Source organism: Pseudomonas sp. GW823-FHT04A03 (assembly GCF_058796615.1).
Genome location: NZ_JBXAIV010000002.1, coordinates 542,961 through 562,222, shown reverse-complemented (window position 1 = coordinate 562,222; position 19,262 = coordinate 542,961). Strand labels below are relative to the sequence as shown.

Below are 19,262 nucleotides of genomic sequence, written 5' to 3'. Positions count from 1 at the left end.
TGAGGTAAACCCGGACGCCATCCGTGTAGTGACTGAAACTGCGAGTCATTCGCATCCGTTGCGGTTCTACACAGGTCATGAGCAATGAAGTCCAGGGCAAAATCGGGTTCGGTCAAACAGTGGTTAGGCGTTTCGGCCTTGAGTTTTTCGGCGTTGGCCCTGTTGCCGATGAGCGTGGCGTTTGCCGCTGAATCCGTCAGCAGTCAGCCACAAAAGCAATTCAGTTTTTCCCTGGGCGCCAAGCCGTTGCCTCAGGCCCTGAGCGACTTCAGCCGCGTCACCGGGCAGAGCGTGGTCTACACCGATGAAGCGCCTTACGGCCTGACTGCCCCAGCGATCAACGGCCAGATGAGTGCCGAGCAGGCGCTGCAACGTCTGCTCACCGGCTCCGGCCTGACCTTCCGCCGCACCGACAGCCATACCCTGGCGCTCGAACCGCAACCGACCGCAGGCGCTCTGAACATCGGCGCGACCACCATCACCTCGGTGGTCAACCAGCCGATGAGCTACCAGCCACCGGAAACCAGTTCGGTGATGCGCTCTTCCGCTTCGCTTCAGGAAATCCCCCAGACCGTCAACGTGATTCCGGCCCAGGTCATTCGCGATCAGGCACCGCGCAATCTTGATGACGCGCTGGCCAATGTCAGCGGCATCACCCAGGGCAACACCTTGGGCAGCACCCAGGATTCGGTGATGACTCGCGGCTTCGGCGACAACCGCAACGGCTCGATCATGCGCGACGGCATGCCGGTGGTGCAGGGCCGTGGCATGAACGCGACCGTGGATCGCGTCGAAGTACTCAAAGGCCCGGCCTCTCTGCTCTACGGGATTCAGGACCCGGGCGGCGTGGTCAACATGGTCAGCAAGAAGCCTGAGCTGACTCAGTACAACGCGCTGACCCTGCGCGGCTCGACCTACGGCGACGGGAAGAATGGCAGCGGCGGCTCGTTCGACAGCACCGGTGCGCTGGGGGATTCCGGCCTCGCGTATCGCATGGTGCTGGACCACGAAGACGAAGATTACTGGCGCAACTTCGGCACGCATCGTGAAACCCTGATCGCGCCGTCGCTGGCCTGGTATGGCGAGCGCACCAAGTTGCTGTTCGCTTATGAGCACCGCGAATTCCTGACCCCATTCGATCGTGGAACCCTGATCGATCCACGCACCAACCACCCGCTGGACATCTCGCGCAACGAGCGTCTCGACGAGAAATTCAACGACATGGAAGGGCGTTCGGATCTCTATCACTTCGAGGCCGACCACGAACTCAACGACGACTGGAAAGCCCATTTCGGCTACAGCTGGAACCGCGAAACCTACGACGCCAGCCAGGTCCGCGTAACCGCGATCGACACCAAAAAAGGCACCCTGACCCGCAGCATGGACGGCACTCAAGGCGCGATCAGCACCGACCGCTTCACCACCGCCAGCCTCGAAGGCAAGGTCAACGTGCTGGGCATGCAGCATGACCTGGTGTTCGGCGTCGACGACGAGTACCGCAAGATCTACCGCGCCGACCTGATCCGCCAGAAAAGCCTGAGCACCTTCAGCTACGTCAACCCGGTCTACGGCCGCGAAGTCGAAGGAACCACCGTCAGCCCGGCGGACAGTGCGCAGACCGATCTGCTGCGCAGCGATTCGGTGTTCCTGCAGGACTCGATCCACCTCAACGACCAGTGGATTCTGGTGGCCGGCGGGCGCTTCCAGGAGTACGACCAGTACGCCGGCAAAGGCGTGCCGTTCAAGGCCAACACCGACAGCAATGGCCAGAAGTGGGTGCCGCGTGCAGGCCTGGTGTATCGCTACACCGACGCGTTGTCGTTCTACGGCAGCTACACCGAGTCGTTCAAACCCAACTCGACCATCGCTCCGTTGAGCGGCAGCAGCACCGTGCTCGACGGCAGCATCGCACCGGAAGAAGCCAAGTCTTGGGAGCTGGGCGCACGCCTCGACATTCCGGGGCGTGTCACCGGCAACATCGCGCTGTTCGACATCAAGAAACGCAACGTGCTGGTGGCCAACGCCGAAGGCCCGACCACGATTTACAGTGCTGCCGGTGAAGTGCGTTCCCGTGGTCTGGAAATGGATCTGACCGGCCAGCTCAGCGACCGCTGGAGCATGATCGGCAGCTACGCCTACACCGACGCCGAGGTCACGGAAGATCCGGACTACAAAGGCAACAAGCTGCAGAACGTGGCGAAAAATACCGGCTCGCTGTCGGCGGTCTACGACTTCGGCAGCGTGATCGGCGGCGATCAACTTCGGGTCGGCGCGGGCGCCCGGTATGTCGGTGAACGAGCGGGTAACGCAGTGAATGATTTCGATCTGCCGAGCTACACCGTGGCCGATGCGTTCGCCACCTACGACACCAAGGTTGAAGGGCAGAAGGTCAAGTTCCAGCTCAACGTGAAGAACCTGTTCGACCGCACTTACTACACCTCGGCGGCGAGCCGGTTCTTCGTATCGATGGGCGACTCGCGGCAGATTTCGTTGTCGAGCACGCTGGAATTCTGATCAGCGCAAAAACGCCTGGCGATACTCGCCGGGCGTTCCACCCAGCACCTGGCGAAAGCGGTTGGTGAAGTGGCTGGCACTGGCAAAACCGCACGCCAGGGCAATTTCCCCTAACGGCAACGCCGTCCCGCGCAACAACTCCCGCGCGCGGCTCAAACGCCGTGCCAGCACATATTGATGCGGCGGCAAGCCGAAGCTCACCCGGAACATCCGCGCAAAGTGGTATTCCGACAACGCACACAACCCCGCCAGTTGCCCGAGACTGATCGGCTCGGCCAGTTGGCTGTCGATGAATTCCACCAGTTGCCGGCGCTGATGCGGCGCCAGTCCACCCTTGAGACGCAAGCCCTGACGTACGCCGACCTGGCTCAGCAAGGTATGGCTGATCAGTTCGTGGGCCAGGCTGCTGGTCAGCAGACGCTCGCCGGGCTCGTCCCAGTTCAGGGTCAGTAACTGGCGAAACCGTCGGGCCTGTTGCGGATCTTCCAGAAAAGTCTGTTCGCGCAGCTGCATCTCCCGGGGCTCGCGATCCAGCAGCGTGACGCATCCCAAGGCAAATTGTTCGGCGCTGAAATACAGGTGGGCCAGACGAATATCACCATTGATGACCCAACCCGATTCGTGGTCGGCCGGCAGGATACACAGCTTGTCCGGGCCACCCTTGTGGCCGGGTTCGCCACGGCGGAAAGTGCCGGTACCGCCGGCGATGTAGCAGGAGAGGGTGTGGTGGCTCGGCGCTTCGTATTCCTGGGCGTCGTGGTGATTGGTCCACAAAGCTGCAGACAAGCCGTCACCCAACTCGGCGCTGTGCACAAGGCGTGCGTTGGGCGAATTGTTGAGGGCTTGGAAGACTTGCAGGGTATCGATGGCGGCCATGATCGGTTCTCTTCAACGCCTTGCATCCTACTCCGTAGATTTCGCGCTGCCAGCCTGCGCGCCGACAAAAGCGCAAGTTTATGCAAGCGAGGATCGAGGGCGCAGGCAGACACTGAAACCCAATCGAGGAGTGTCTGCCATGAACCTGTCGTTGTATTTGTTGACCGTGCTGATCTGGGGCACCACCTGGATTGCCCTGAAGTGGCAATTGGGCGTGGTGGCGATTCCGGTGTCGATCGTTTATCGCTTTGGCCTCGCGGCGCTGGTGCTGTTTGCGTTGTTGCTGCTCAGCCGTCGCCTGCAACCGATGAACCGGCGCGGGCATCTGATCTGCGTGGCGCAGGGCTTGTGCCTGTTCTGCGTCAACTTCATGTGTTTCCTGACCGCCAGCCAATGGATTCCCAGCGGTCTGGTGGCGGTGGTGTTTTCCACGGCGACGTTGTGGAACGCGCTGAATGCGCGGGTGTTCTTCGGCCAGCGTATCGCGCGCAATGTGCTGATGGGCGGGGCGCTGGGGCTGGGCGGTCTGGGTCTGTTGTTCTGGCCGGAGCTGGCCGGGCATCACGCCAGTCCGCAAACCCTGCTCGGTCTTGGCCTGGCACTCTGCGGCACCTTGTGTTTCTCGGCGGGCAACATGCTCTCGAGCCTGCAACAGAAGGCCGGCCTCAAGCCGCTGACGACCAATGCGTGGGGCATGGCTTACGGTGCAGCGATGCTGTCGGTGTGGTGTCTGGTGAAAGGCATTCCGTTCGAGATGGAATGGACGTCGCGCTACATCGGCGCGTTGTTGTATCTGGTGATTCCGGGATCGGTGATCGGCTTTACCGCGTACCTGACGCTGGTCGGTCGCATGGGACCGGAGCGCGCGGCTTATTGCACGGTGCTGTTCCCGGTAGTGGCGCTGAACGTATCGGCCTTTGCCGAAGGCTATCAATGGACCGCGCCGGCGTTGGCGGGACTGGTGCTGGTGATGCTGGGCAATGTGCTGGTGTTTCGTAAACCCCGCGTCCCTGTACTACCGACTCATGGCAAGCTGGCCTGAGGCAATTGGGCGCTGGATGTTCAGCGCTCAACTTTTATGACGATGTAAATCAATAACGGAAATATGAAATCGACAATGTGCCGGGCCCAGTCCTTGGCATTCCATGTTTGCGAAGTGTCCATGTCGAACCATTCCACACCAATAGTTTGCAGGCCGACGTAATAAACGAACATGGCGATCAATAAACCAATGATCGAAAGTTTTTTTGCGTCGTGAAAGGCTTCCGCTGGTGCGTTGATTTTCCGATAGAGATGATAAGTGCCCAGCAGGCAGCAAACGGTGTAAATCACTTCAAGGGTAATGATCAGCCAGTAAATACGGTGGTGCAGCATGGGCGAAGTGATTGCCCGGTATCGTATGTTTTCGTTGATCTGAGTGGTGTCCATGCTGAGGATATGCCCGACATATTCATAGTTCGACGGGTAGTCGGTGAAATTGCTGTACATCACAAGTAGGCCGAAGAAGCTGATGTAAGCCATGAGTAAGACTTTGTTGTAGCGGACAAGTTGATCGGTGGTAAGGCTATTCAAGATGGGTGCTCTCCATAAGTTTTAATTTCTGGAGAGTCTATAGCGGCAGGGGCTGTTTTGTTGTTTGGTTGAATTGCAAGTTATGTGCGCCGGATAGAAGGTCGGGCAAGTGCAGTTTCGCACTTGCCCGACCTTTTTTTATCCGCGCCAGACTTGTGGATTGACCAAGTCTTGTGGCCGTTCGCCTAGCAGGGCGCTGCGCAGGTTGGCCAGCGCACGGTTGGCCATGGCTTCGCGGGTTTCATTCGTCGCCGAGCCGATGTGCGGCAAGGTCACTGCGTTTTTCAGCTGGAACAGCGGCGACTCGGCCAGTGGTTCTTTTTCGTAGACGTCGAGGCCGGCGCCGCGAATGCGGTTGTTCTGCAACGCTTCGATCAGTGCTGGCTCGTCGACCACCGGGCCACGGGAGATGTTCACCAGAATCGCGTCCGGCTTCATCAGTGCCAGTTCGCGGTGGCTGATCAGGTGGCGAGTCTTTTCGCTGAGCGGTACCACCAGGCAGACGAAATCGGCTTCGGCCAGCAGTTGGTCAAGGCTGCGAAATTGCGCGCCGAGTTCCTGTTCCAGTTCGGTCTTGCGGCTGTTGCCGCTGTAGATAATCGGCATGTTGAAGCCGAAGCGTCCACGACGGGCGACGGCGGCGCCGATGTTGCCCATGCCGACGATGCCCAGGGTCTTGCCGTGTACGTCGCAACCGAACAGCGGTGCGCCGACGCTGGCCTGCCATTGGCCGGCCTTGGTCCAGGCGTCCAGTTCGGCAACGCGGCGGGCGCTGCTCATGATGAGGGCGAAGGCCAGGTCGGCGGTGCTTTCGGTCAGGACGTCCGGGGTGTTGGTGAGCATGATCCCGCGTTCGTTGAGGTAGGCGAGGTCGTAGTTGTCGTAGCCGACGGAGACGCTGGAGACCACTTCGAGTTTTGCGGCGTTTTCCAGTTGGGCCTTGCCGAGTTTGCGACCGACGCCGATCAGGCCGTGGGCGTGGGGCAGGGCTTCGTTGAACTGGGCGTTGATGTCGCCGTTCTTTGGGTTGGGGACGATGACGTCGAAGTCCTGTTGCAGGCGTTCGATCATGGGGGGGGTGATGCGGCTGAAGGCCAGGACTGTTTTTTTCATTGGCATTTGGCTCGGGCTTGGCGGCTGGTGTGATGCCAAGCAAGCTAACATTTTCTGTTTGGGGTTGTCTTGGCGGCCTCTGGGCCGACCAGGCTTTTGAGGTTTTGGGTGAATATCCGTTGCTTCGGGTGCTGCCGCTGGCGGTTTCGCTCTTACAGCGACTCCCTTTGGCAAACGCCCCAAAGGAAGCAAAGGTCTGGGCCCCGGCGTTCGGCACCTCGCTTTGGCTCGGTGTTCCTTCGTTCCGGGATTCATCCGGGGGCATCGCCTACGGTTTGCTTCGCTGCACCTCCTCTCGATGCATGCGGCTGCGCCGCACGGTCGCTGCGCTCCCACCCCCGGATAAATCCCTCCACTCAGCCTGCCGAAGGGGCCGGCACGTCAAGAGCGGTACTCGAGCTAACGCTCATTGTTTTGAGTGGTGGGAAGCGAACAGCAGACTGCTTTTTCTTGATCGTTCCCACGCTCTGCGTGGGAATGCAGCCCGGGACGCTCTGCGTCCCAATTCGAGCTGCCAGTGACGATGGCATTCGCTGGCAAGTCCGTTCAGTCAGAGCGGCTTGGCTGTGTGTTGGATGAGGTTGTACTTCGACGCTATCCAGCACTCGCTTCACGCCAAACTCAATTCGCCACCCGCACCCCCGCCAGACTCCCACTCATCTCATAAGCCGCCAACTCCGCCTGATGCCCCGCCAATATCTCCGGCAGCGATCCACGCAGATATTCAACCCAGGTCTTGATCTTCGCATCCAGATACTGCCGCGACGGGTAGATCGCGTACAGGTTCAGTTCCTGCGAGCGGTAGTTCGGCATGACCCGTACCAGCGAGCCGTTGCGCAAGCCTTCAATCGCGGCGTACACCGGCAACACGCCGACGCCCATCCCACTGGTGATCGCGGTTTTCATCGCGTCGGCGGAGTTCACCAGGAAGGGTGAGCTGTTGATGGTGACCATTTCCTGGCCGTCAGGGCCGTCGAAGGCCCATTTTTCCAGGGGGATTACCGGGCTGACCAGGCGCAGGCAGGCGTGGTTCAGCAGGTCGCTGGGTTTTTGCGCGCAGCCGTTGGCTTTTACGTAGGCCGGGGAGGCGCAGACGATGCTGTAGGTGATGCCCAGGCGTTGCGAGACGAAGCCCGAGTCCGGCAGTTCGCGGGCGAGGACGATGGACACGTCGTAGCCTTCGTCGAGCAGGTCCGGCACGCGGTTGGCCATGGTCAGGTCGAAGGTCACGTCCGGGTGGGTCTTGCGGTAGCGGGCGATGGCGTCGATCACGAAGTGCTGGCCGATGCCGGTCATGGTGTGCACTTTCAACTGTCCGGCCGGGCGGGCGTGGGCTTCGCTGGCTTCGGCTTCGGCCTCTTCGACGTAGGCGAGGATCTGCTCGCAGCGCAGCAGGTAGCGCTTGCCGGCTTCGGTGAGCGCGATGCGCCGGGTCGTGCGGTTGAGCAGGCGGGTTTGCAGGTGGGCCTCAAGGTTGGAGACCGCGCGCGAGACGTTGGCGGTGGTGGTGTCGAGTTGCACGGCGGCGGCGGTGAAGCTGCCGGCTTCGGCCACACAACTGAAGGCGCGCATGTTTTGCAAAGTGTCCATGGGGTGCTCTCAAGGGAGATGGCAAATTGTGACACGAAGTTTCAGGGGCTGAGACCCCCGACCAAGGGATTATCTCGTTAACGGTAACAAAGATTCACAGGATTCCCAGCTTATCGCCGTAATGGCGCCCCCCTAGAATTGCGCCCACCTCGAAACATCTCCCACCTCAGGAATTCGCAGCAGTGCCGCGTCGCATCAACAGAGCGCTTTTGCCGCTCAGTGTTCTGGCTTTTTCGTTAGGTCTTGGCGGCTGCATCGGAACCGGAGGGATTGCCCCGCAGGGCAAGGCTCTGGAGGCCAATGAACTGGCCACCGACGAGGCCATCGCCCACGCCGCCCGTGACGCAAACTGGCCCGCCGCCCAATGGTGGCAAGCCTATGGCGACCCGCAACTCAATCATTGGATCGACCTTGCCGTGCAAGGCAGCCCGACCTTGGCGATGGCCGCTGCGCGAGTGCGTCAGGCCCGGTCCATGGCCGGTGTCGCCGAAGCCGCCGAGTCGTTGCAGATCAATGGCGAGTCGACCCTCAAGCGTCACAACTGGCCGACCGATCAGTTCTACGGTCCCGGTGAGCTGGCCAACAGCACCACCTGGGACAACAACGCCGCGCTGGGTTTCAGTTACGCCCTCGACCTCTGGGGCCGTGAAAGCAACAGCACCGAACGGGCCGTCGATCTGGCGCACATGAGCGCTGCCGAGGCGCGTCAGGCGCAGCTTGAGTTGCAGAACAACATCGTGCGCGCCTACATCGAATTGTCGCTGCACTACGCCCAGCGCGACATCGTCGCGGCGACGCTCAAGCAGCAACAACAGATTCTCGAGCTGGCGCAGAAACGCCTGAACGGCGGGATCGGCACGCACTTCGAGGTCAGCCAGGCCGAAACCCCGCTGCCGGAAACCCATCGGCAACTGGATGCGCTGGACGAAGAGATCGCTCTGAGCCGTAACCAGATCGCGGCATTGGCCGGCAAAGGCCCAGGCGCCGGTGCGCAATTGCAGCGACCGACCCTGTCCCTCGGCGCGGCGCTGAAACTGCCGTCGGCATTGCCCGCTGAACTGCTCGGCCAGCGTCCGGACGTGGTCGCCAGTCGCTGGCAAGTGGCGGCGCAGGCGCGCGGGATCGAGGTTGCGCATGCCGGGTTTTATCCGAACGTCGATCTGGTCGGCAGCCTCGGCTACATGGCCACCGGCGGCGGGGCGCTGGAGTTCCTGACCGGCAAGAAACTCAACTACAACGTTGGGCCGGCGATTTCGCTGCCGATCTTCGACGGCGGGCGACTGCGCGCTGAACTGGGTGAAGCCTCGGCGGGTTATGACATCGCCGTCGCTCATTACAACCAGACCCTGGTCAATGCGCTGAAGAACATCTCCGACCAGTTGATCCGCCGCGAGTCGATGGACAAGCAGCAGACGTTCGCCGCCGAATCGGTGGCCACGGCGCAGAAGACCTACGACATCGCGATGATCGCCTATCAGCGCGGGCTCACCGATTACCTCAACGTGCTCAACGCCCAGACTTTGTTGTTCAAACAGCAACAGGTTCAGCAGCAAGTGCAGGCGGCGCGGTTAAGTGCCCACGCGGAACTGGTGACAGCATTGGGCGGTGGCCTTGGCGCCGGTAAAGACGTGCCGACTACCGAACAGACCGCTGCCCCGAAAATCCCGGCCCTTCTTCAAGTCCTCGACCACTGAGCAAGATTCAATGACTCCCTTGCCCGCACCTTTGCGCTGGCTCTACTCCCTGGAATGGCGCCGGGGTTTCTTTGACTGGGCACGCAGCGACGGCGTGACCTGGGTCTACATCTTCAAGGTGTTGATTGCCGCATTCCTGACCCTGTGGCTGGCGATGCGCCTGGAATTGCCGCAACCGCGCACGGCGATGATCACCGTGTTCATCGTCATGCAGCCGCAGAGCGGTCAGGTGTTCGCCAAGAGTTTCTATCGCTTCCTCGGCACCCTGGCCGGGTCGGCGATGATGGTCACGCTGATTTCGCTGTTCGCCCAGAACACCGAACTGTTCCTCGGTTCGCTGGCGATCTGGGTCGGCATCTGCTCCGCCGGCGCCGCCCGCTGCCGCAACTTCCGCGCCTACGGTTTTGTGCTGGCCGGTTACACGGCGGCGATGGTCGGCCTGCCGGCGCTCGCTCATCCTGACGGTGCGTTCATGGCGGCGGTGTGGCGGGTGCTGGAGATCTCGCTGGGGATTCTTTGCTCGACCCTGGTCAGCGCCGCGATCCTGCCGCAGACCGCCAGCGCAGCGATGCGCAACGCCTTGTATCAGCGCTTCGGTGTGTTCGCCTTGTTCGTCACCGATGGCCTGCGCGGACGCAGCAAACCGGAGTCGTTCGAGGCCAGCAACGTGCGCTTCATCGCCGAAGCGGTAGGGCTGGAAGGGCTGCGCAGCGTGACCGTGTTCGAAGACCCGCACATGCGTCGGCGCAACGGCCGGCTCAGTCGCCTCAACAGCGAATTCATGGGCATCACCACCCGTTTCAACGCCTTGCACCAGTTGCTCGAACGCCTGCGTCGCAACGGTGCCGATCATGTGGAAGCGGCGATCAAACCGGGCCTGCAGGATCTGGCCGAAGTGCTCGATGGCTTCAGCGGCCGCGCCCTGACCAGCCCGGATGCTGCGCGTCTGGTGCTGGCGCTCGCGGCGTACAAGGAAGGCTTGCCGGCGCGGGTGCGCAGCCTGCGGGCGATCTTCCAGGAGAGCGAACCGAGCGACGCCGAGCAGCTCGATTTCCACACCGCGTATGAACTGCTCTATCGCTTCGTCGATGACTTGCACAGTTACGCACAGACCCACGCCTCGCTGGCCGATCACAGCCACGAACGCGAGCGCTGGGACGAGCCGTTCACTCCGCAAACCAGTTGGTGGGCGGCGGCCGCTTCGGGGATTCGCGCCGCGTTCATTCTGGTCGTGCTCGGCAGTTACTGGGTCGCCACCGCGTGGCCGAGCGGCGCGACCATGACCCTGATCGCCGCCGCTACCGTGGGCCTGTCGGCGGCGACGCCGAACCCGAAACGCATGGCGTTCCAGATGGCGTGCGGTACGTTCCTCGGGGCGTTGATCGGCTTCGTCGAGATGTTTTTCATCTTCCCGTGGATCGACGGTTTCCCGTTGCTGTGCGTGATGCTCGCGCCGGTGATCGTGCTCGGATCGTTCCTCGCATCGCGACCGCAATACGCCGGCGTCGGCCTCGGTCTGTTGATCTTTTTCAGCACCGGTTCCGTGCCGGACAACCTGACGATCTACAACCCCTACACCTTCATCAACGACTACATCGCCATGGTCATGGGCATGCTGGTCTGCGCGGCGGCGGGTGCGATCATTCTGCCGCCGAACAGCCGCTGGTTGTGGCAGCGGCTGGAGCAGGATTTGCGCGGGCAAGTGGTGTACGCGATCAGCGGCAAGCTCAAGGGCCTGGCGTCGAGTTTTGAAAGCCGCAGCCGCGATTTGATGCATCAGGCTTATGGTCTGGCGGCGGGTCAGCCGCTGGTGCAGAAAAACCTGCTGCGCTGGATGTTCGTGGTGCTGGAAGTCGGCCACGCGATCATCGAGTTGCGCAAGGAACAGGCGATCCTGCCAGTGCATCCGGCGTATGCCGAATCGCAGCCATGGCGCCAGGCAATCCGGGTCATGGGGCGTTCGCTGGTGCGACTGTTCCTGCAACCAAATTCGAGCAATCTGGAGCGCGCACTGGTCGCCGTCGATCACGCGATCAGCCGGGTCGCCGCCACCGATGAGCCGTTCGCACCGCACTTCGATACCTCGGCCCTGCGGCGGGTGAAAAGCTACCTGCACTTCATCCGCACCTCGTTGCTCGACCCGCAATCGCCCCTTGCTGCCTACGCCATCGCCAAGCCCGAAGGACTTGCCCATGCCTCGTGAAATCGCCTTCCACGGTGTGTACATGCCGACCATGACCCTGATGTTTTTCGTCGCTGCGGCACTGGCCTGGGCGCTGGACCGGTTTCTGTCGGGGTTCGATCTGTACCGCTTCTTCTGGCACCCGGCGCTGCTGCGCCTGAGTCTGTTTACCTGTCTGTTCGGCGCGATGGCGCTGACTGTCTACCGTTGAGAACGTTCTGATGAAAAAGTTTTTCAGCCTGCTCGCGACCCTGCTGGTGCTGGCCCTGGCGTTGTGGATCGGCCGCACGTTGTGGGAGCACTACATGAATACCCCGTGGACCCGCGACGGCCGGGTGCGCGCCGACATCATCAACGTCGCGGCCGACGTTACCGGTGAAGTGGTCGACGTGCCGGTGCGCGACAACCAGTTGGTGAAGAAGGGTGATCTGCTGATGCAGATCGACCCCGAGCACTACCGCCTCGCGGTGAAACAGGCGCAGTCGCTGGTCGCTTCGCGCAAGGCTACCTGGGAGATGCGCAGGGTCAACGCCCACCGCCGCGCCGACATGGATGCATTGGTGATCTCCAAGGAAAACCGCGACGACGCCAGCAACATCGCCGACTCCGCACTCGCCGATTACCAACAGGCCCAGGCGCAACTGGAAGCCGCCGAACTCAACCTCAAACGCACCGAAGTGCGGGCGGCGGTGGACGGCTACGTGACCAACCTCAACGTCCATCGCGGCGACTACGCCCGCATCGGCGAAGCGAAAATGGCCGTGGTCGACATGAACTCGTTCTGGGTCTACGGCTTTTTCGAAGAAACCAAACTGCCCCACGTGCGCGTCGGCGACAAAGCCGACATGCAACTGATGAGCGGCGAAGTCCTGAAGGGGCACGTGGAGAGCATTTCCCGCGGCATCTACGACCGCGACAACCCGGAAAGCCGCGAGCTGATCGCCGATGTGAACCCGACCTTCAACTGGGTGCGTCTGGCACAACGGGTGCCGGTGCGGATACACATCGATGAAGTGCCGGAAGGTGTGCTGCTGGCAGCGGGGATTACCTGCACCGTGGTGGTGAAGCAGGACGCAGTGGATAACTGACAGACCGAGTCGTAGCCATTCGCGAGCAAGCTCGCTCCCACACTGGATCTGTGCCGCACGGAAGAACCCTTGTGGGAGCGAGCTTGCTCGCGAAGAAGGCAACTCGGTCTGTTTGGAAGATGCCCAATAGTTACTCGCTGCAAAACGTCTCGTGCAGATGCCGCCAGATCACCCGCCCGGATTCGGTTTTTTCAAACACAACGGTTGAGCGTCGATCCGTGTGCAACCCGCTCGCATCGGTCTGCTGTTCGCGATAACTCACTGTCGCGCCGTGTTCATGCAAGGCAATCCCTTGAAGCTCGCCGAGCTCGATCCTGAATCCCTTCTTCTTCCCGCCCGCCATTTGAAACAGCGCACGCAAGGCCTCGAAATCCAGCACACGCCCCAGCGGCGTCACCATGGAAAACCGTGGCGAAAACCGCGTCATCAATCGCTCCAATGCCGCCTCGTCTTCCTCCACGGCAAACCATCGTTCAATGGCCTCATGGGCCCGGATCACTTCGTCAAAATAGTCGGTGTAGTCAGTCATGTGGATTTTTCCTGAAGGTGAGGTGAGTGCAGCAGGGCGAGTATTTTCGTGGAGTCGAAACGCAGCACGGCGACCATCGGCAGCAGCGTCAGCAACGCGGCGGCGAGAAAGCAGTATTTGAATCCGTTGGCGCCCAAGGCACCCAACAATGAACTGAGCAGAGCCGCGCCGAGGCAGAAGCCGAGTTGGCGATTGATATTCCACAGAGCGCTGGAGTGACCCATTTTTTCCGGCGTGATGCCGACAAACGCCAGGGTCTGCGCGGTGACGCTGCACAGACTGCCGCCCAGCCCCATCAGGGCATAGGCGAGGATCAACGGACCGCTGACGGGTCGATCAATCTGCATCAGCACGACGATGCCAAGGCACTGCAGCAGCATGCCGGCGATCAGCAATGGCTTGGGTCCGACCCGGTTGAAGCTGCGTTTACCCAGCATGATCGCCACGCCCGAAGCCGCCGCCCAGGACAGCATCAGCGCCCCGGTTTGCGCTGCACCGAAATCGAGGTCGTGCAGATACAACACGGCAATCATGTTGGTGCCGGTGAAGATGCCGGGCACAAACAGGTAGATCAGCATCGCCAGTCGCAATGACGGGTTCCTGATCAGTTGCAGATCAAGGACTGCACCCGGTTTGTTCCAGCCATCGCGCAGGTAGATGCACAAGGTGATGACGCTGAGCAGCAGGACACCGCCCGCGAGATGTCGGGTTGCGGGGGCGCTCGCCAGACTGACGGCCATCAGCAACAGACTCAGCGCTGCCACCGCCAGCAGCAAGCCGCGGGCGTCCAGTGTCGGGCGTTCACTCGCTGACTGATCCGCTTTCAACCAGAGCAGACCCAGACCGAAAGCGAAAAGCGCCACCGGCAGGTTCAGGTAGAAAATCCAGCGCCACGACAGCGCCTCGACGATCAGACCGCCAGCCGCCGGTGACAAGGCCGGCACCATCAGCGCCACCAGCAAAACCACACCGGTGAAGTGCGCGCGTTGTGTCGCCGGAAACTCTCGATAGGCCAAGGCCTGACCAACCGGAAGCAGCAACCCGCCACCCAACCCTTGCAGCAGCCGCCAGCTGATCAGGCACTCAATCGAAGTCGCCTGAGCGATAAGCCCGGAGGCGATTCCAAACACCAGCAGCGAACCGAGGATCAGCCGCCGCTCGCCCACTCGCGCAGCCAGCCACACGCTCATTGGAATGATCAGCGTGAGCCCGAGCATGTAGGCGTTGGTGATCCACGCCAGTTGCGTCACCGAGGCGTGCAACTGCGCGGCAATGTCCGGGTAGGCAATGCTCGCGGCGAACATGTTCAGCAGATCGAGGGCGAACCCAAACAGATACACCAGCGCGACTTTCGAGCGATAGACCATGGCAGCTTCCCTGTGATGAGGCGTGCAGGGTAGGGCGCTGGTGGCGATAGAAATACGCTGGTTTGGCTGCTAGTTTGTCAAAATTATTTTGACGGGGAGCGTTGCGAACATGGTCAGCCTGGATCGATTCGATACCTTCAAAGCCGTAGTCGAGGCCGGCTCGCTGACCGCCGCCGCTGACACGCTGGGGCAAACGCGGGCGGTGGTGAGCTTCAACCTCAAGCGGCTGGAAGAAGAGTTAGGCGTCACCTTGCTGACCCGCAACACCCGGCAACTGGCCCTGACCGATGCCGGCGAGCGTTTTTATCGGCGCTGCCTGCGCACGCTGGACGAAGCACGGCTGGCCATCGAGGAAGCGCGCTCGGAACACTCGCAGCTCAAGGGCACGCTGCGGATCACCACGACCGTAGAGTTCGCGCTGGCGCAGGTGGTGCCGGCGCTGGAGGTGTTTCGACAACAGCAGCCGCAACTGAACATTCACTTGTCCACGTCCTCGACCCATGCCGATCTGATCTCCGAACGCTTCGACATGGCGATCCGCCTGGGCCGCATGCACGACTCCAATCTGCGGGCGGTGCAGTTGTCGACGTTCGAGGTGTTTGCCGTGGCGTCGCCGGGGCTGGTCGAGGGTTTTACTCCGGTAAACACCTTGGCGGTGCTGGAGTCGATGCCGACGCTGGGGCATGGGCGAGTGCCGGAAATGACGGTCACCGACCCGGCCGGCACCGAGCATATCTACCAGCCAAAACCGGGAACCACCGCCATCGTCGCCGACAACTCCGCGACCCTGCGTGCCTTTGCACTGACCGGGCAAGGCGTCGCGATTTTACCGCAATGGCTGATTCAGGAAGACCTCGACGCCGGGCGGTTACAGCGTTTGCTGCCGGATTACCGCTTCGCCCAGCAAGGGGTTTACGCGTTGTACCCGGACACCCGGCACCTGCCACTGAAGGTGCGGGCGTTCATTGATTTCATGAAAGGCTGGGGCTGACGGGGTTTCAGAGTTGCCCGCGCAACCCGAAGCGCTTCATCAGCGTCGATTCCAGCAGCCCTTTCGGCAACAACGTCGCCAGCAACGGCAACGCCCGGCTGCCATTGCCGATGCGGATCAGCCGTGGCGGCTTGTTCTGCTGCACAGCCTTGAGCAACTCGGCGGCAAATTCGCTGGCCGGGGTCGGTTTGTCCTGCGAAGCCTTGGCCCGCGCCCGAATACCTTCGCGCAACGGAAACCACGGCGATTGTTCGTTGATCAGTTGTTCGGCCTCATGCCCGGCATTCTTGGCGAAGCTCGATTGAATCGCCCCCGGCTGCACTTCCAGCACGCGAATCCCGAACGGCGCCAGCTCCATGCGCAACGCATCGCTCAACGCGTGCACCGCCGCTTTCGACGCGCAATAGGCGCCAGCGAATGGCGTGACCAGCACCCCGGAAACACTGCCGACATTCACCACCAGGCCCTTGGCCCGGCGCAACACCGGGAACAGCGCACGGGTCACGCCGACAATCGAAAACACGTTGGTTTCGAACTGGCGCTGCATGGCTGGAACGCCGCCGTCGAGCAGCGGCCCCATGGCGCCGTAACCGGCGTTGTTGATCAGCACGTCGAGGCCGCCGTGTTGCTGGTTGATCCGCTCGGCGAGGTGTTCCAGCGCTACATTGTTATTGACGTCGAGCTGCACCGCGGTGAACCCGGCCGCACCGAGTGCCGCGACATCTTCAGCCTTGCGCGCACTGGCCCAGACCTCGTAGCCGGCGCTTTTGAAGGCATCGGCGAGGGCGCGGCCGATGCCGCTGGAACAACCGGTAATCAACGCAACGGGCATGGCGCATTCCTTGTGCAAAAGAGTGGGAGAGGGGATCAGTCGGAGAAACTACCCTGCAATCGCTCGGCGCGAAACTCCAGGGTTTGCGGGCGATAACCGGGACGCAACGGCGGCATCGGCAGGCAGTCTTCCCAGTTGCCGCCGGGCTGCAATTCGCCGGGGCCGCGATAGCGTGGGGCGGCGTATTGATTGTCGGCCAGATTCACGGTGTCGCCCGGCGCGTACGCCGCGATGCGCCAGCGCAGTTCGGTCAGTGGCACGTCGTTGCCGTTGTTCATCTTGAGCAGCAGCGGGCGGTCGGCGGGGCAGTGTTCGGGGGCATAGACGATGCGCAATTCCAGGCGCGCCAGTTGCTTGACCTCGCGGTTGTCCAGCCACACCACCCACATCGCCACGAGCCCGAGGCCGACGGCGGCAGCCATGGATACCGGCAAGGCCTTGGCCGGGTAGCGCAACAGCAGGATCAGCCAGGTGATGACCAGCAAGACGCCGATGAACATGTCGCGAAACCTCGTGGGCAGGGAAGGTTCATCCTACCTAAGCCTGGATGAGGTTGGCGAAAAAAAAAGCCCCCGCCCAACCCGCTGCGGATAGGGGACGCAGCGGGCTGGACGGGGGCTTCTTATTGCGGAACGCTTACTGCGCGATGGTTTTCACCGACACGCCGCGTTCGATCGGGGTGGAGCGACCGTAGATATCTTCAAAGCGCTCGATATCGTCTTCACCCAGGTACGAGCCCGACTGCACTTCGATGATTTCCAGCGGGATCTTGCCCGGGTTGCGCAGGCGATGCACAGAGGCGATCGGGATGTAGGTCGACTGGTTCTCGCAGAGCAGGAACACGTTCTCGTCGCAGGTCACTTCGGCGGTGCCGCTGACCACGATCCAGTGTTCGGCGCGGTGGTGGTGCATCTGCAGCGACAGGCACGCGCCCGGTTTGACCGAGATGTGCTTGACCTGGAAGCGACCGCCCATGTCCACCGAGTCGTAGGAGCCCCACGGACGGTAGACCTCGCAGTGGTTCTGGGTTTCGCTGCGACCCTGCTCGTTGAGGGTGTTGACCATCTGCTTGACGCCCTGAACCTTGTCCTTGTGGGCGATCATCATGGCGTCCTTGGTTTCGACCACCACGATGTTTTCCAGACCGATCACTGACACCAGTTTGCCGTTGCCGTGGATCATGCAGTTCTTGCTGTCCTGGATCACCACATCGCCCTTGCTGACGTTGCCGTTGGCGTCCTTCTCGTTGACTTCCCACAGCGACGACCAGCAGCCGACATCGCTCCAGCCTGCTGTCAGCGGTACCACGCAGGCGCGCTGGGTTTTTTCCATCACCGAGTAGTCGATGGAGTTGTCCGGGCAGCAGGCGAAGGTGGCTTCGTCGAAGGTGATGGTGTCGGCGTCTTGCTGGCTGCGTTCGAGGGTCAGCAGGCAGGTGTCGTAGATGTCCGGATCGTGCTTTTTCAGCTCTTCGAGGAAGCGGCTGGCGCGGAACAGGAACATGCCGCTGTTCCAGTAGTAACCGCCGGATTCGACGTACTCGGTGGCGCGTTTGACGTCGGGTTTTTCCACGAAGTGCGAGACACGGCTGACGCCTTCCGGCAGCAGTGAATCGCCGGTGGACTTGATGTAGCCGTAACCGGTTTCCGGTTTGGTGGCCGGCACGCCGAACAGCACCATCTCGCCGTTTTCGGCGGCAACGGTGGCCAGGGCGAGGGCGCGTTGCAGGGCTTTCTGGTCTTCGAGAACATGGTCGGCCGGCAGCACCAGCATCAGTTCGTCGCGACCTTCATTGACCAGCATCATCGCGGTCAGCGCCACCGCCGGGGCGGTGTTGCGGCCAAACGGTTCCATCAGGATGCGCTGGCATTCCAGGTTCCGGTTGCTCAGCTGCTCGTTGACGATGAAGCGGTGATCCTTGTTGCAGACCACGATCGGGGTGTCCATGCCTTCGAACACCAGACGCTCGAGGGTTTGCTGGAACAGCGTGTGTTCGCCGGTCAGGGCGAGGAACTGCTTGGGAAACTGCTTGCGCGAAAGCGGCCAAAGACGTGAGCCGCTACCACCTGACAAGATCACCGGAATCATATTGTTTACTCCATAAAATCGATTGGGTCAGAGCCCCTGTGGGAGCGAGCTTGCTCGCGAAGGCGGCGTATCAGTCGACACATCTTGTGAATGTCGGACCGCGTTCGCGAGCAAGCTCGCTCCCACAAAGGGGAATTGCGTCAGTTCAAAAGTTGATTAGCGGGTCGACACCGGGCGTTTCACCCAGACCGGCGACAGGTTGCTGCCGTTGCCGGTGACGTACAGCACCGCTGCTTCACCGCGCTCCAGCGCAACCGGCTTCACGTCGCCGACTTTCTTGTCGCCTTCGTACAGCGCGAGGCTGACTTTCACCGGGTTGATTTCACGCTCGCCACGGCCCTTGGCGGCCACGTTCGGCACCACGTCGGTCTTGCCGTCGGCGGTCTTCAGGGTCAGCGGCTTGTCGCTGAGGTTCTGCACGCGCACCAGGGATTTCTGCTTGTTCTTGAACGGTGGTTCTTCGATCAGTTGCGGCGCGCCGGAAGCGTTGTTGACCAAGGTGTAGTAGTGGTCACCGGCGAGTTTCACCGGCAGGGTCTGGCTGCCGACCTTGGCGCTGTAGTCACCGCCCGGCATGAAGCTGAAGTCACTGCTTGCCAGCGGCGCGACATCGGCGAGATTGGTGCTGCCGACGGTGGCGCTGACTTCAGCGTTGCTGGCGTTGTAGACGCGCACAAAGGTCGAGCCTTTCGGTGCAGTCGGGCCGTACAGCGCCGCGTCGCCACCGGCGAAGGCCTGGACCGACAGCACGCTCAGACCAGCCACCAGAGCGATGCGTTTTGCGAGACGACGAGGAGTAGTAGTGAAAGTCATGGTGTACCTCTCT

Annotated in this window: 17 protein-coding genes; 7 read left to right on the top strand and 10 right to left on the bottom strand. The window is 61.6% G+C overall.

All coding sequences use genetic code 11. The features are described from left to right. Positions 1-84: 84 nt before the first annotated feature. Complete coding sequence (locus AC1Q9F_RS08505) at positions 85-2,514, top strand: TonB-dependent siderophore receptor (protein WP_492619561.1); 2,430 nt, start codon at positions 85-87, stop codon at positions 2,512-2,514. Here the strand turns inward: AC1Q9F_RS08505 and AC1Q9F_RS08500 are convergent, their stop codons facing one another. Further along, positions 2,515-3,390, bottom strand: a complete 876-nt coding sequence (locus AC1Q9F_RS08500; protein WP_127796967.1) for an AraC family transcriptional regulator — start codon at positions 3,388-3,390, stop codon at positions 2,515-2,517. A 139-nt stretch (positions 3,391-3,529) separates the two neighbouring features. On the opposite strand from AC1Q9F_RS08500, the gene AC1Q9F_RS08495 reads away from it, so the two are divergent. Then, on the top strand, positions 3,530-4,432 hold the full coding sequence (locus AC1Q9F_RS08495; protein ID WP_179692586.1) for a DMT family transporter: 903 nt from the start codon (positions 3,530-3,532) through the stop codon (positions 4,430-4,432). Positions 4,433-4,452: 20 nt separating this feature from the next. On the opposite strand, the gene AC1Q9F_RS08490 is transcribed toward AC1Q9F_RS08495, so the two are convergent. The 3 genes from AC1Q9F_RS08490 to AC1Q9F_RS08480 all read right to left on the bottom strand — a co-directional run bounded on the left by AC1Q9F_RS08490 (position 4,453) and on the right by AC1Q9F_RS08480 (position 7,665). Beyond that, positions 4,453-4,962 carry a DUF2165 family protein gene (locus AC1Q9F_RS08490; RefSeq protein ID WP_492619562.1) on the bottom strand — a complete coding sequence of 170 codons (510 nt, stop codon included), beginning with the start codon at positions 4,960-4,962 and terminating at the stop codon, positions 4,453-4,455. A 138-nt stretch (positions 4,963-5,100) separates the two neighbouring features. Further along, complete coding sequence (locus AC1Q9F_RS08485) at positions 5,101-6,075, bottom strand: 2-hydroxyacid dehydrogenase (RefSeq protein WP_492619563.1); 975 nt, start codon at positions 6,073-6,075, stop codon at positions 5,101-5,103. A gap of 621 nt (positions 6,076-6,696) precedes the next feature. After that, positions 6,697-7,665 (bottom strand): LysR family transcriptional regulator, encoded by a 969-nt coding sequence (locus AC1Q9F_RS08480; protein ID WP_085729683.1) that lies wholly within the window; start codon positions 7,663-7,665, stop codon positions 6,697-6,699. Between the two features lie 182 nt (positions 7,666-7,847). Here AC1Q9F_RS08480 and AC1Q9F_RS08475 point away from each other — a divergent pair, with 182 nt between their 5' ends. The 4 genes from AC1Q9F_RS08475 to AC1Q9F_RS08460 are packed head-to-tail and all read left to right on the top strand — an operon-like array spanning position 7,848 to position 12,629. Then, positions 7,848-9,359 carry an efflux transporter outer membrane subunit gene (locus tag AC1Q9F_RS08475; RefSeq protein ID WP_492619564.1) on the top strand — a complete coding sequence of 504 codons (1,512 nt, stop codon included), beginning with the start codon at positions 7,848-7,850 and terminating at the stop codon, positions 9,357-9,359. A gap of 10 nt (positions 9,360-9,369) precedes the next feature. Beyond that, the gene (locus AC1Q9F_RS08470; RefSeq protein ID WP_492619565.1) at positions 9,370-11,562 is read left to right on the top strand and encodes an FUSC family protein; all 2,193 of its coding nucleotides are present in this window, start codon (positions 9,370-9,372) and stop codon (positions 11,560-11,562) included. Next, positions 11,552-11,752 carry a DUF1656 domain-containing protein gene (locus AC1Q9F_RS08465; protein ID WP_003221811.1) on the top strand — a complete coding sequence of 67 codons (201 nt, stop codon included), beginning with the start codon at positions 11,552-11,554 and terminating at the stop codon, positions 11,750-11,752. Before AC1Q9F_RS08470 ends, AC1Q9F_RS08465 begins: the two co-directional genes overlap by 11 nt. A 10-nt stretch (positions 11,753-11,762) precedes the next feature. Then, positions 11,763-12,629: an efflux RND transporter periplasmic adaptor subunit gene (locus tag AC1Q9F_RS08460; RefSeq protein ID WP_085608130.1), complete on the top strand. Its 867-nt coding sequence runs from the start codon at positions 11,763-11,765 to the stop codon at positions 12,627-12,629. A gap of 130 nt (positions 12,630-12,759) precedes the next feature. Here the strand turns inward: AC1Q9F_RS08460 and AC1Q9F_RS08455 are convergent, their stop codons facing one another. Further along, positions 12,760-13,158 (bottom strand): DUF4440 domain-containing protein, encoded by a 399-nt coding sequence (locus tag AC1Q9F_RS08455; RefSeq protein WP_492619566.1) that lies wholly within the window; start codon positions 13,156-13,158, stop codon positions 12,760-12,762. Then, entirely contained in the window at positions 13,155-14,525 is a 1,371-nt protein-coding gene (locus tag AC1Q9F_RS08450; RefSeq protein ID WP_492619567.1) for an MFS transporter, read from the bottom strand. The genes AC1Q9F_RS08455 and AC1Q9F_RS08450 overlap by 4 nt, the downstream gene beginning before the upstream one ends. Positions 14,526-14,634: 109 nt before the next feature. Between AC1Q9F_RS08450 and AC1Q9F_RS08445 the strand changes: the two genes are divergently transcribed. After that, positions 14,635-15,516: a LysR family transcriptional regulator gene (locus AC1Q9F_RS08445; RefSeq protein ID WP_492619568.1), complete on the top strand. Its 882-nt coding sequence runs from the start codon at positions 14,635-14,637 to the stop codon at positions 15,514-15,516. Positions 15,517-15,523: 7 nt separating this feature from the next. On the opposite strand, the gene AC1Q9F_RS08440 is transcribed toward AC1Q9F_RS08445, so the two are convergent. The 4 genes from AC1Q9F_RS08440 to AC1Q9F_RS08425 form a co-directional block, all read right to left on the bottom strand. Then, on the bottom strand, positions 15,524-16,348 hold the full coding sequence (locus AC1Q9F_RS08440) for an SDR family oxidoreductase (protein WP_492619569.1): 825 nt from the start codon (positions 16,346-16,348) through the stop codon (positions 15,524-15,526). Between the two features lie 35 nt (positions 16,349-16,383). Continuing rightward, positions 16,384-16,848 (bottom strand): hypothetical protein, encoded by a 465-nt coding sequence (locus AC1Q9F_RS08435; RefSeq protein ID WP_007957299.1) that lies wholly within the window; start codon positions 16,846-16,848, stop codon positions 16,384-16,386. 136 nt (positions 16,849-16,984) lie between these two features. After that, the gene (locus AC1Q9F_RS08430) at positions 16,985-18,436 is read right to left on the bottom strand and encodes a mannose-1-phosphate guanylyltransferase/mannose-6-phosphate isomerase (protein WP_492619570.1); all 1,452 of its coding nucleotides are present in this window, start codon (positions 18,434-18,436) and stop codon (positions 16,985-16,987) included. Between the two features lie 156 nt (positions 18,437-18,592). Next, positions 18,593-19,249: an alginate O-acetyltransferase AlgF gene (locus AC1Q9F_RS08425; protein WP_127796978.1), complete on the bottom strand. Its 657-nt coding sequence runs from the start codon at positions 19,247-19,249 to the stop codon at positions 18,593-18,595. Positions 19,250-19,262: the final 13 nt, after the last annotated feature.